This is a genomic window from Halorarum sp. SLYT50 (genome assembly GCF_059821265.1).
Map to the genome: position 1 here is coordinate 2,581,267 of NZ_CM187555.1, position 12,586 is coordinate 2,593,852.

Here is a 12,586-nt window from a genome sequence, read left to right on the forward strand (position 1 = left end):
CGCCGCAAAAGGGTTACACCCGCGGCCCGCACCCGGTCACAGCCGCGCCAGCACCGCCTCGGTCACGTCGTCCGTCGTCGCGTCGCCGCCGAGGTCGGGCGTGCGCGGCCCGTCCGAGAGGGTGGCCTCGACGGCCCCGCGCACGTCCGCGCCGGCGTCGTCGTAGCCGAGGTACTCCAGGAGCATCGCGGCCGAGAGGACGGCCGCCGCCGGGTTGGCGACGCCCTCGCCCGCGATGTCGGGCGCGGTGCCGTGGACCGGTTCGAACAGCGCGCGCTCCGGGCCGACGTTCGCCGACGGGAGCAGGCCGAGGCCGCCGACGAGTCCCGCCGCGAGGTCCGAGAGCACGTCGCCCGCGAGGTTCGGGCAGACGACGGTGTCGAACTCGGTCGGGTCGAGACAGACCCGCGTGGCGAACGCGTCCATCAGCACCTCCTCGGTTGCGACGCCGTGGCCGTCGGCCACGTCGACCACCGCGTCGCGGAACCGACCGTCCGTCTCGCGCATCACGTTCGCCTTGTGGACGACCTGGAGCGCGTCCGTCTCGCGCCCGTCGACGAACTCGCAGGCGTACTCGGCGAGCCGTCGCGACGCGCCCTCGGTGACGACGCGCGTGAGCGTCGACACGTCGTCGGTGAGGCGGTCCTCGTGGCCGGCGTACACGCCTTCGGTGTTCTCCCGGAGGAAGACGAGGTCCGTCTCCGGGCGGAGCGCGTCGACGCCGGGGTACGCCCGGGCTGGCCGGACGTTCACGAACGAGTCGACCGCCCGCCGGAGCGGGAGGATGACGTCCGCGGCCGTCTCGCCGGCCGCGCCGAACAGCGTCGCGTCCGCGCCCGCGGCCAACTCGTACGTCTCCTGCGGGAGCGCCTCGCCCGTCTCGGCTCTCACCGCGTCGCCGGCGTCGCCCTCGACGAACTCGAAGTCGCCGACCGCGTCGAGCACCCGCCGGGCCGCGGGGGCGACCTCCGCGCCGATGCCGTCGCCGGGGATGACCGCTATCGTCTCCCGGTCGTTCGCGCCGCTCATCGGTCGCTCGGCTCCGGAATCCGCTCGTCGCGCACGTACGGGAGCGACTCGGCCGTCTTCCGCACTTCGCCCGCGTTCGCGCTCATGAGCGCCGTGGTGTCCCACTCGCCCTCGACGAGCGCCCGCCGCTGTGCCTCGTCGACGGAGACGCTCATCTCGGTGCCGCCGTACGTCACCGTCTCGGCGGCCACGTCCACGTCGATGTCCCCGTCCGGGTTGTCGTCGATCCACTGCTGGAACGCGTTGACCGACTCGTGGTCGGCCGTCAGCGTCGGGATGCCGAGCGCGAGGCAGTTGCCCGCGAATATCTCCGCGAACGACTCGCCGACGACGGCATCGATGCCCCAGCGCATCAGCGCCTGCGGGGCGTGCTCGCGCGAGGAGCCGCAGCCGAAGTTGGCGTTCACCGCCAGCACGCTCGCGCCCTGGAACCGCTCCTCGTTGAACGGGTGGTCCTTCGGTTCGTCGTCCTCGGTGAACCGCTGGTCGAAGAACGCGAACTGCCCGAGGCCGTCGAACGTGACGACCTTCAGGAACCGCGCCGGGATTATCTGGTCCGTGTCGACGTCGTTGCCGCGGACCGGGACGCCCGTGCCCGAGACGTGTCGCACCGTCTCGGCCGGGCCGCTCGCGTCGTCCGCGTCCGGACTGTCGGTGCTCATTCCGCCTCCACCTCCTCGCGCTCCTCGATGTCGCGCACGTCGGTCACCTCGCCAGCGATGGCGGCGGCCGCCACCATCCGCGGGTTCATCAGCACCGTCCGGCCGTCCTTCGACCCCTGCCGCCCGACGAAGTTCCGGTTCGAGGAGGAGGCGCACGCCTCGTCGCCCTCCAGTTGGTCCTCGTTCATGCCGAGACACATCGAACAGCCGGCGTTGCGCCAGTCGAAGCCCGCCTCGCGGAAGGTGTCCGCGAGTCCCTCGGACTCGGCGGCCGCCTGTACCCGCTGGCTCCCCGGGACGACCATCGCGCGCACGTCGTCGTGGACCTCCCGACCCCGCACGACGCGGGCCGCCCGCCGCAGGTCGGGGAGGCGCGCGTTGGTACACGAGCCGAGGAACGCCACGTCGACGCCGTACCCCTCCATCGTGTCGCCGGGCGCGACGCCCATGTGCTCTTGTGCCCGCCGGGCGGTGTCGCGCTTGTCCGGCGCGAGGTCCTCGGGGGCCGGAATCAGCTCGGTGATGCCGACGCCCTGCCCGGGCGTCGTCCCCCACGTCACCATCGGTTCGAGCGCGTCGGCGTCGATGGTCACGGTGTCGTCGTACTCGGCGTCGTCGTCGGAGACGATGGACTCCCAGTACGGCTTCAGTTCCTCGAACCGCTCGGGGTCGTCCGCGAACGCGTCCGTGTCGCGGAGCCACTCGAACGTCCGCTCGTCGGGGTTGACGTAGCCCGCGCGGGCGCCGCCCTCGATGGACATGTTGCAGATGGACATCCGCCCCTCCATGTCGAGCGCCTCGATGGCCTCGCCGCCGTACTCGTAGACGTAGCCGACGCCGCCGTCGGTGCCGAGCGTCCGGATTATCTCGAGGACGACGTCCTTCGCCTCGACTCCCTCGCCCAGTTCGCCCGTCACTTCGATGCGCCGGACGTCCTTCTTCTCCATGGCGATGCAGCCGGTCGCCAGCACGTCGCGAATCTGGGAGGTACCGATACCGAACGCCAGCGCGCCGAACGCGCCGTGCGTCGAGGTGTGCGAGTCGCCGCAGACGACCGTCTTCCCGGGCTGAGTCAGCCCCTGCTCGGGACCGACGACGTGGACGATGCCCTGGTCCCCGGTCGTCGGGTCGGAGAACTCGATGCCCGCGTCGCGGACGTTCTGTTCCAACTGGCTCATCATCTCCTCGGCCGCGTCGTCGCCGTACGGGCGCGACTGGTCGGCCGTCGGGACGATGTGGTCGACCGTCGCGTGCGTCAACGCGGGGTACGCCACCTCCATGTCGCGCTCTCGCAGCATGCCGAACGCCTGGGGACTGGTCACCTCGTGGATGAGGTGGAGACCGACGAACAACTGGGTCTGTCCCGTCGGCAGTTCCGTCACCGCGTGGGTGTCCCACACCTTGTCGTACAGCGTCCCCTCGCTCATACGCGACCCTCCGTCGTGTCCGCTCCGGTTCGGACGCGTCCGCGCGCCCACACGTCCACCGGCTCCGGGTACGGCGGCTCGTGGTCGACGTCGGCGATGGTGTCGCCCGTCCGTCGCTCCGCGCCGGCCGTCCCGCCGTCGGTCACCGCGGGGCCGCGGCGGTACACCGTCCCGAAGGACTGGCGCGTCCCGGGGTGGACGTGGCTCACGTCGGCCATCGTCGTGTTCCCGCCGGGCTCAGTCATCCGCCCTCATCTCCGCTCGCTCGGGGTCCTCGTCCTCGTCGTCCTCCGTCTCGCCGCCCCACGCGAACAGGCTCCGGAGGTCCGCGCCCACGTCCTCGATGTCGTGGGCCTTCTCGGCGTTGCGCAGTTGCGTGTAGGAGGGACGACCCGCCTGGTTCTCGGCGATCCACTCGCGGGCGAACGTGCCGTTCTGCACCGCGTCGAGTATCTCCTCCATGTTCTCGCGGGCGTGGTCGTCGACCACCTCGTCGCCGCGGACGAGGCCGCCGTACTCGGCGGTGTCGGAGACGTCGTCCCACATGCCGCCCAGCCCGCCCTCGTACATCAGGTCGACGATGAGCTTCAACTCGTTCAGACACTCGAAGTACGCCATCTCGCGGCTGTACCCCGCGTCGACCAGCGTCTCGTACCCCTGTTTCACGAGCGAGGTGACGCCGCCGCACAGCACCGCCTGCTCGCCGAACAGGTCCGTCTCCGTCTCCTCCTGGAACGTGGTCTCGATGACGCCCGCGCGGGTACAGCCGATGGCGTGCGCGTACGCCAGCCCCTCCTCGCGCGCCTCGCCGCTCGCGTCCTGGTAGATCGCGAGCAGGCCGGGCGTCCCCTCGTCGGCCTCGTAGTTGCGCCGGACGAGGTTGCCCGGCGACTTGGGCGCGACCATCGTCACGTCGACGTCCTCGGGCGGGCGAATCTGGTTGTAGTGGATGTTGAACCCGTGCGCGAACTGGAGCGTGTCGCCGGCGTCCAGTTCCTCCCGGACCGCCTCGAACACGTCGGGCTGGACCGTGTCGGGAACGAGCATCGAGACGATGTCGGCCTCGTTCGCCGCCTCCACGGGCGTCGCCACGCGCAGGCCGTCCTCCTCGGCGGCGGCGCGCGAGGACGACCCCTCGCGCAGGCCGACCACCACGTCCACCCCGCTGTCCGAGAGGTTCTGGGCGTGGGCGTGTCCCTGGCTCCCGTAGCCGAGGACGGCCACGGTCTTGTCGTCGATGTGCGAGCGGTCGGCGTCGTCGTCGTAGTATACCGTCGTGTCGAGTGTGTCGGTGTCGTCAGTCATCGTAGTTCTGGGTCGCGTCGTCCGTTGCCGCCGAGTGCCCCGGCTCCTCGCCGGGCGTCGTCGGGGAGTCGCCGCGTTCGAGCGCCGTCTGGCCGGTCCGGGCGATCTCGATGATGCCGAACTGCCGGAAGGCGTCGACCGCGTCGTCTATCTTCTGCTCGTCGCCCGTTATCTGGACCGTGATGGTCCGCGGCCCGGCGTCGAGCGTCTGGCCCTCGTACATCTGCGTGATGGCGTGGACCTTGTCCGGTTCGGTGCCGCGGACCTTCAACAGCACCAGTTCGGCTCGCACGGCGTCGTTCCGCAGTTCGCCCACCGCGATGACGGGCGTGAGCTTCAACAGCTGTTTCTTCGCCTGGTCGATGCCCGAGTCCGTCTCCTCGACGACCAGCGTGATGCGCGCGTGGCCCTCGACGGTCGTCGGGCCGACCGTCAGGCTCTCGATGTTGAACTGCCGGCGCGAGAACAGCCCCGAGACGCGCGAGAGCACGCCCGGTTCGTGTTCCACGAGCGCCGAGATGACGGCCGTCCGCTCGGCCTGTTCCGCCTCGACGTCCGGGTCGACCCGGACGCCGTGCGTGTTCCGCCGCCCCGCCGGCTGCGGGCGCTCCTCGGGGCGCGCACCCGCCATCCCGCGGTTGGGCGTGTCCCCGCCGGGCCGGCGCGCCGAGCGCGCGGCCGGCGCGTCCGCGGGGTGGTCGTCGAAGCTCGCGTCGTCCGCGCTCGCGTCCGCCGTCCCGTCGTCGGCGTCGCTCACAGTTGGTCCTCCGTGAGGGCGAACTCGCCGTTGGCGCCGCCGCTCGACACCATCGGGTAGACGTTCTCGCGCGGGTCGATGCGCGCGTCCACGACCGACGGTCCCTCGTACGACAGCGCGTCCTCGACGACGTCGCTCACCTCGTCGTACGACTCGATGGCGAACCCGCGGGCGCCGAACGCCTCCGCGAGCGTGTCGAACTCCGGCATCCAGTCGTACTTCGAGGCCATGTGGCGGCCCTCGAAGAACGCGTCCTGCCACTGGCGGACCATCCCGATGTACTCGTTGTTGAGCACGACCACCGTGATGTCCAACTGCTCGCGCACCGCCACCGACAGCTCCTGTATCGTCATCAGGAACGAGCCGTCGCCGTCGAAACAGACCACCTCGCGGTCCGTCTCGCCCCGCTCGTCGAGCGCGACGCGCGCGCCGATGGCGCCGGGCAGGCCGTACCCCATCGTGCCGAGTCCGTGCGAGGAGACGAACGTCCGCGGCTCGGTGAACGTCCAGTACTGGGCGGCCCACATCTGGTGTTGACCGACGCCGGTCGTCACCACCGCGTCGTCGCCGGTGGCGGCGTCGAACGCCTCGACGACGAACTGCGGGCGCACCGGTTCCTCGGGGTCGACGGTGTAGTCCATCGGGTACGTCTCACGCCACTCGGTGCACCGCTCGCGCCACTCGGCGGCGTCGGGCGACCGCTCCATCGCGTCGTCCAACTGACCCAGCGCAGTTGCGGCGTCGCCGACGACCGGGTAGTCCGCGTGGACGTTCTTCGATATCTCCGCGGGGTCGATGTCGACGTGGACGACGTCCGCGTCGGGCGCGAACGTCTCGACGCCGCCGGTCAGCCGGTCGTCGAACCGCGTCCCGACCGCGACGAGACAGTCGGTGTGGGTGATGGCCATGTTGGCGTACCCCGTCCCGTGCATCCCCGCCCACGACAGGCAGAGGTCGTCGTCCTCGGGGAAGCTCCCGATGCCGGGCATCGTCGTGACGACCGGAATCCCGCGCTCGCGGGCGAACGCCCGGGCCTCGGCCGTCGCCTCGCCCTTGATGACGCCGCCGCCGAACAGACACAGCGGCCGGTCGGCGTCCTCGATGGCGCGGGCGGCCGCGGCGACTTCCTCGGCGTCCGCCTCGGGGTCGGGCGTCGACCGCGCGGGCGGGTTCGCCGGGCCGGGCGCCCGGTCCGTCTCGTCGAGCGAGACGTCCTTCGGGAGGTCGACCAGCGTCGGACCGGGACGGCCCGTCCGGGCGAGTGCGAACGCCTCGCCGACGGTGTCGCCGACGGTGTCCGCGTTGTCCGCGAAGTAGTTGTGCTTCGTGATGGGGGCGGTGACGCCGGTGGTGTCCGTCTCCTGGAACGCGTCCGAACCCACCATGTCGACGGGAACCTGCCCCGTCAGCGCGAGCACCGCGTCCGAGTCCATCGACGCGTCCGCGATGCCGGTGACGAGGTTGGTCGCGCCCGGCCCCGAGGTGGCGAGACAGACGCCGGGGTCGCCCGTCACGACGCCGTACGCGTCGGCGGCGTGGGCGGCCCCCTGCTCGTGGGCCATCGTCAGGTGCTCCACGGACGAACTGTACAGCGCGTCGTAGATGGGCATGATTGCGCCGCCCTGCACGCCGAACGCGCGCGTCACGCCGGCGGCTTCGAGCGCGGCGATGACCGACTCCGCGCCGGTGGCCGGCGTCGCCGCCGCGCCGTCGCCGCTCGTCCGCTCGCCGTCTACCTCGGCGCCGCCCGCGTCGGTCGGTTCGTCCTCGGCGCTCTCCTCGGCGTCCGCGGGCGGATTCGTCGACTCGCTCATGGGGTGGCTCCTCGCTGTCGGGCTGTCATCTGTGTGCTTGCTGTGGTGTCGGTATGTCGGTCGGTTCGCGGGCGCGGTGTCGCGCCCGCCGGTCCGCGATGCGGTCGAGCGTGGTCGGGAGAAGTGGGGGGTGTAGGGGTGGCTATACCCCTACAATACGCGTGCCCCCGACGAGCGCCGGCGTCGCGGCCGCTCCCTCGGTGGGGCGGACGCGGTCGGCAGTCGTCGGGGCCATCTCGTCCGTCGCTATCGCCCCGGCGGGTAAAACCGTACCTCGACCGGCAAAGGTTGCATCGACCCGCGTCCGGGGGGGATACCCGCCGCTGGCCGGACGCGTCGAACGCGGAGGGAGCCATCAGATCCGCGCCCCCCGCTCGTCGGCCTCGTCGGCCCGTTCGACCCCCGTCTCCTCGGCGAACCGTATCACGTCGTCCATGGTGACGCGCCCCTCGGCACCGTGGTCCTTGACGCGGCGGGTGACGGCGCGGACCTCCTCGTCGGTCGGGTCGAACCCGGCGTCGCGCAGGCGCTCGCGGACGGAGTGGGTACCGGTGTGTTTGCCCATCACCAGTTCGCGCTCCGCCCCGACCATCTCCGGCGTCATCACGCCGGGTTCGAACGTGTCGCTGTTCTCGATGACGCCCGCGGCGTGGATGCCGGACTCGTGACTGAAGGCGTTGCGTCCCACCACGGACTTGTTCGGGGGGACGGCCACCTCGCTCACGCGCTCGACCAGCCGCGACAGGGCGGTGATGTGCGTCGTCTCGATGCCCGTGTCGGCGTTGTACAGCGCCTCCGCGGCCATCACGACCTCCTCGAACGCGGCGTTGCCCGCCCGCTCGCCGATGCCGTTCACCGACACCTGCATCTGGTCCGCGCCGGCCTCGACGCCCGCGAGCGCGTTCGCGGCGGCCAGCCCGAAGTCGTCGTGGGTGTGGACGTCCACGCGGGCGTCCGTGTGGTCACAGACCACCTCGATGAGGTCGCCGAAGCGCCGGGGGGTGGCGACCCCACAGGTGTCGGGGATGTTTATCCAGTCGGCGCCCGCCTCGGTGGTCGCCTCGATCATCTCGACGAGGAACGGCTCGTCCGTCCGGGTGGCGTCCATCGGGGAGAACATCACCTCCGCACCCGACTCGGCGGCGCGTTCGACCGCGGCCACCGAGCGCTCCTTCACCTCCTCGCGGGTGGAGTGCATGGAGTCTTCGATCTGCACGTCGCTCGTCGAGGCGAACGTGTGGATCATGTCGACGCCCGCGTCGATGGCGGCGTCGACGTCCTTGTCGACCACGCGCGCGAGTCCGCAGACCGTCGTGTCGACGTCGGCGGCGATGTCGGCGACCGCCTCGAACTCCGCGTCGGAGTTGACGGGGAACCCCGCCTCGATGACGTGCACGCCGGCCTCCGACAGCGCCGTGGCTATCTCTCGTTTCTGTTCGTAATCGAACGACGTGCGCGGTGACTGTTCGCCGTCGCGCAGCGTCGTGTCGAAAATCCGTACCGTCTCGAACTCGTCAGTGGCACTCAGCGTGCCCTGGAAGAACTCGTTCCGCCGGGCTGGTTACCGACGAGTCCTGGGGATGGGACATCACTCCGTCTGTCCGCCGAACTCCTTGTAAAGGGTTTCGGTCAGACAGACTCGCCCCGTGCGCCGTGGTTACACGATTCGCACCCGGTCCGCGGAAAACCGAGCGACTGCGACGACTATCATCGGTACGGTACACCTTATATCGAGTAATATCATTCCGATTCCGATTCCACGATTCACGCCGAGTCACGCGGTGTCGCCCTCGCCGACCGAACGCTTTTGCCGGGTGGCGACGACCGGAGGGGTGATGACCGACTTCGGCCTGGACCTCCAGGACGCCGAGGACCAACTCGACGGCGAGATCGCCGGCGAAGTCGTCCTCGGCGTGCTCGACGGGGAGACGGACCCGGACGTGTGGGTCCGCAACATCGAGTACGGCAACGTCCTCGTGCTCGCCGTCGTCGGCGACATGAACGAACTCGCCTCGGGATTCGCCCGCGAGGTGTCCGACATGGGCGGCGAACTCACTCACTTCCGCGGGTTCCTCGTCGTCTCGCCGCCGAACGTGAACATCAACACCGACCGCCTCGGCGACTAGTCCCTCTCCTCCGTCTCGGTGCGCCCCGAGAACCGCCGAGTCTCTGCGCCGCAGGCCGCACACGAGAGGACGTACACCTCGGCGCCGTCGCGGTCCTCGGCGCGTTCGAACTCGCGGTCGGTCACCGCCCCGCAGGCGGGGCACCGCTCCTCGACGACCGCCCCGTCGTCGTCCTTCGGCGCGCCGACCGCGAGGAGCCGCGCCGGTTTCCCGCCGACCGCGACGGCCCGGTTCGGCGCGTCCGCCGGGACGAAGAACGCCTCGTCCGGACCGACCCGGTACGCGCCCTCGGGGGTCTCTACCTCGAGTTCGCCCGCGAGCACGTAGAACAGTTCCTCGTGGCCCGGGTGGCGGTGGTACCCCCACGGCACCTGCTCGCCCGGGTCGGCCTCGTAGTAGTTACAGCCGAACGCCGAGACGCCGAGCGCCTCGTCGAGTTCCCGCTTGACGCGCGTCGGGTTCGGCGTGTTCTCGACGTCGCTCACCGCGACCGTGCGGTAGCCGTGCGCGGAGTCGTCCGGGTCGCCCTCGTCGCTGGTGTCGGTCACGCTCGGACGGTCGCGCGCCGGAGGGAAAACTCCGCCGCGAGCGCCGCGGCGTCTACCAGGTCAGTCCCTCGTAGGTGAGCCCCTCGCGCCGCTCGATTATCCGCCGACCGTCCACGACGACCGGGTCGGCCATCGCGTCGAACTCGGCGTCGAGCGCCGCGAACTCGTCCCAGTCCGTGACGACGACCGCCCCGTGCGCGCCGTCGAGCGCCGCGGCCGCCGAGTCGGCGTACTCCACGTCCGGGTACCGCTCGCGCATGTTCTCGACCGCCACCGGGTCGTACGCGACGGGGCACGCGCCGCGGTCGAGCAGCCCCTCGATGACCGGCCCCGCCCGGGAGTTGCGGACGTCGTCGGTCCCGGGTTTGAACGCGAGGCCGAGGACGGCGACCCGCTCGCCCGCGACGTCGACGTGGCGGTCCAGCAGCGAGAGGAGGCGCTCCGGCTGGCGGTCGTTGACCGCGACGGCCGCCTCCAGTAGCTCCGGCTGGTACCCCTTCTCGCGCGCGGCGGCGACGAGTGCGGCCACGTCCTTCGGGAAACACGACCCGCCCCAGCCGACGCCGCTCCGGAGGAAGCTCGCGCCGATGCGGTGGTCGAGTCCGATGGCGTCGGTCACCTCGTAGGCGTCGACGCCGTACTCCTTGCAGATGTTCCCGAGTTCGTTCGCCAGCGACACCTTCGCCGCGAGGAACGCGTTGTTGGCGTACTTGATCATCTCCGCCTCGCGGGTCCCCGTCTCCACGACCGGCACCTCGCGGTCGAGCGCCGTCAGGAGGGGGGCGTACGCCTCGTGCAGCGCGTCGAGCGCGGCGTCGTCCCCGTCGGCGCCGAAGACGACCTTGTCGGGGTCGAGGAAGTCCTCGACCGCCGCGCCCTCCCGCTGGAACTCGGGGTTCATCCCGACGTGGAGTCCCTCGCCGGGTGTCAGTCCCGCCGCGTCGGCGACGGTCGGGGCGACCATCTCCGCGGTGGTGCCCGGAATCACGGTGCTCTTGACGACGAGCGCGTGTTCGTCGGCGCCCGCTGCCGCGAGCGCCTCGCCGAGCATGTCCGCCGCCGCCTCCACGATGGAGGTGTCGACGCTCCCGTCGTCGTTCGAGGGCGTCTGGACCGCGAGGAACGTGAGGTCGGTGTCCGGTACCGCGTCGTAGTCGGTCGTCGCGCGGAGTCGCTCGCCCGCGTTCGCGGCGACCAGTTCGTCCAGTCCGGGTTCGTGAACCGGCGGCCGGCCGTCGTTGAGCGCGGCGACCCGCTCGTCGTCGACGTCGACCGCGACCACCTCGTGACCCAGGTCGGCGAAGCAGGCGGCGACGCTCGCGCCCACGTAACCGCACCCGATGACGCTAATCTCCATCGACCACTGGTATCGTGTCAGAGGTTATCGGTCTTCCGCCGCTCGGCCGGCGTTCGGGGTCGTCCCGTCGGCCGCGCCGTCACCCGCCGCGTCGTCGTTCGCCGTCTCCGCGGCGGCTACCAACACGAGGTGGTGTCCGTCCGCGTCGTACAGTTCGACGCTCCCGTCGGCGCGTTCGAGCGGGTGGACCGCCGCCTCGTCGCCGAACGCGCGCTCCGCGGCCGCCGCGGGGTCCGCGACCCTGATTCCGAGGTCGACGTGGACCCCACCGCGGGCGCCCGCGAGTCCCAGTTGCGGCTCCCAGAGTTCGACGTCGAAGGGAGCCTCCGCGCCGGCCGGCCCCCGGAGCCTGACGCGCCGCCGCTCGATGCCGCGGTCCACGGGGTCGAACCCGAGCGCGCGGTACGCCCGCTCGGCGTGGTCGAGGTCCGCCACCTCCAGCACCACCTCGAACACGCCGACGAGCCCCGCTCCGTGCTCGGCGATGCCGCCGATTTCCGGGCAGTGGCCGTCCTCGTCGAACGGGTACAGCGAGCGGAACGACCCGAACGACACCTCCTCGGCGTCCGGGAAGCGCGCGCGCCACGCGTCGTACTCGCGGGGCGGCGTCTCGAACGCGAAGTGAACGTGGAGTCCGCCGCGCGGGACGGACTCGGGCCGGCGGCACACCAGCGCCGTCCCGCCGACGTCGAACGCCAGTTCCGTCCGGGTCCGGCGGGTCGGGACGAGACCGAGGCGGTCGGCGTAGAAGCGCGCGGCTCGGTCGAGGTCGGCCACCTCCAGCGCGAGGTGGGCGAGCGCGGGGGTCCGGGACACGCCCGCACCCACGCGGCGACCGGACTTAAGCCCGCGGCGGCCCACCTGTCGGGCATGCCGATGAAAGGGACCGGCTCGACCGAACCGGCGGTCATCGACGAGTTCGACGGCGGCGTCGGCTGGCTGGCGTACCCCGACGAGAAGATGGCCCGTGCGAGCCACGCGCTCGCCGTCGACGGGGAGGTCTGGGTGCTCGACCCGGTCGACGCGAAGGGCGTCGACGACCTCATCGCACGCCTCGACGGTGACGTCGCCGGCACGGTGGTCTGTCTCGACCGGCACGAACGCGACGCGGACGTCGTCGCCAACCGGCACGACGTCCCCGTCTACGTGCCGGACTGGATGACGGGCGTCGCGTCGGACCTCGACGCGCCGGTCGAGCGGTTCGGTCGCCGGCTGGGTGGGATGCGCGCGCTCACGGTGAAGAACGGGTCGCTACCGCCGTGGCAGGAGGTCGGCCTGTACGACGACGCGGGCGGCACGCTGTACGTCCCCGAGACGTTCGGGACCGTCCCGTTCATGGCTGCGCACGGGGAGCGCCTCGGCGTCCACCCCATGCTCAGGCTCGCGCCGCCGCGGCGTCCGTTCCGCGGTATCGACCCCGAACGGGTGCTCGTGGGCCACGGCCGCGGCGTCCTCGGCGGCGGCGGCGACGCCCTCCGGGCGGCGCTCGCCTCCTCGCGCTCGAAGGCGCCGTCGCTGTACCTGCAGGCCCTGAAGTCGTTCGTCGGGTGATTCGAGCAAC

Annotated in this window: 13 protein-coding genes; 2 read left to right on the plus strand and 11 right to left on the minus strand. The window is 71.4% G+C overall.

The features are described 5' to 3' along the window. Window positions 1–36: 36 nt before the first annotated feature. From leuB to AC6RUA_RS13515, 8 genes are all read right to left on the minus strand, one after another. A complete protein-coding gene (leuB, locus tag AC6RUA_RS13480; RefSeq protein WP_499813520.1) occupies window positions 37–1,029 on the minus strand; it encodes a 3-isopropylmalate dehydrogenase in 993 nt (330 codons plus the stop codon). Then, entirely contained in the window at window positions 1,026–1,691 is a 666-nt protein-coding gene (gene leuD, locus AC6RUA_RS13485; protein WP_499813521.1) for a 3-isopropylmalate dehydratase small subunit, read from the minus strand. Before leuD ends, leuB begins: the two co-directional genes overlap by 4 nt. Then, complete coding sequence (gene leuC / locus AC6RUA_RS13490; protein ID WP_499813522.1) at window positions 1,688–3,118, minus strand: 3-isopropylmalate dehydratase large subunit; 1,431 nt, start codon at window positions 3,116–3,118, stop codon at window positions 1,688–1,690. Before leuC ends, leuD begins: the two co-directional genes overlap by 4 nt. Next, the gene (locus tag AC6RUA_RS13495) at window positions 3,115–3,363 is read right to left on the minus strand and encodes a DUF7989 family protein (protein WP_499813523.1); all 249 of its coding nucleotides are present in this window, start codon (window positions 3,361–3,363) and stop codon (window positions 3,115–3,117) included. The genes leuC and AC6RUA_RS13495 overlap by 4 nt, the downstream gene beginning before the upstream one ends. Next, window positions 3,356–4,423: a ketol-acid reductoisomerase gene (gene ilvC, locus AC6RUA_RS13500; protein WP_499813524.1), complete on the minus strand. Its 1,068-nt coding sequence runs from the start codon at window positions 4,421–4,423 to the stop codon at window positions 3,356–3,358. Before ilvC ends, AC6RUA_RS13495 begins: the two co-directional genes overlap by 8 nt. After that, a complete protein-coding gene (ilvN, locus tag AC6RUA_RS13505; RefSeq protein ID WP_499815450.1) occupies window positions 4,416–5,054 on the minus strand; it encodes an acetolactate synthase small subunit in 639 nt (212 codons plus the stop codon). The genes ilvC and ilvN overlap by 8 nt, the downstream gene beginning before the upstream one ends. A gap of 122 nt (window positions 5,055–5,176) precedes the next feature. Continuing rightward, a complete protein-coding gene (gene ilvB, locus AC6RUA_RS13510; protein ID WP_499813525.1) occupies window positions 5,177–6,994 on the minus strand; it encodes a biosynthetic-type acetolactate synthase large subunit in 1,818 nt (605 codons plus the stop codon). Between the two features lie 355 nt (window positions 6,995–7,349). Continuing rightward, window positions 7,350–8,522, minus strand: coding sequence for a LeuA family protein (locus AC6RUA_RS13515; RefSeq protein WP_499815451.1), 1,173 nt, complete (start codon window positions 8,520–8,522; stop codon window positions 7,350–7,352). 307 nt (window positions 8,523–8,829) lie between these two features. On the opposite strand from AC6RUA_RS13515, the gene AC6RUA_RS13520 reads away from it, so the two are divergent. Continuing rightward, entirely contained in the window at window positions 8,830–9,120 is a 291-nt protein-coding gene (locus AC6RUA_RS13520) for a DUF5779 family protein (protein ID WP_499813526.1), read from the plus strand. Here the strand turns inward: AC6RUA_RS13520 and AC6RUA_RS13525 are convergent. The 3 genes from AC6RUA_RS13525 to AC6RUA_RS13535 are packed head-to-tail and all read right to left on the minus strand — an operon-like array spanning window position 9,117 to window position 11,841. Further along, entirely contained in the window at window positions 9,117–9,668 is a 552-nt protein-coding gene (locus AC6RUA_RS13525; RefSeq protein WP_499813527.1) for a cupin domain-containing protein, read from the minus strand. The two genes, AC6RUA_RS13520 and AC6RUA_RS13525, sit on opposite strands and share 4 nt — an antisense overlap. Window positions 9,669–9,720: 52 nt before the next feature. Beyond that, window positions 9,721–11,025 carry a UDP-glucose 6-dehydrogenase AglM gene (gene aglM / locus AC6RUA_RS13530; protein ID WP_499813528.1) on the minus strand — a complete coding sequence of 435 codons (1,305 nt, stop codon included), beginning with the start codon at window positions 11,023–11,025 and terminating at the stop codon, window positions 9,721–9,723. A 24-nt stretch (window positions 11,026–11,049) separates the two neighbouring features. After that, window positions 11,050–11,841 (minus strand): VOC family protein, encoded by a 792-nt coding sequence (locus AC6RUA_RS13535; RefSeq protein ID WP_499813529.1) that lies wholly within the window; start codon window positions 11,839–11,841, stop codon window positions 11,050–11,052. Window positions 11,842–11,895: 54 nt separating this feature from the next. Between AC6RUA_RS13535 and AC6RUA_RS13540 the strand changes: the two genes are divergently transcribed. Beyond that, window positions 11,896–12,576, plus strand: a complete 681-nt coding sequence (locus AC6RUA_RS13540; protein WP_499813530.1) for a hypothetical protein — start codon at window positions 11,896–11,898, stop codon at window positions 12,574–12,576. Window positions 12,577–12,586 lie beyond the last annotated feature (10 nt).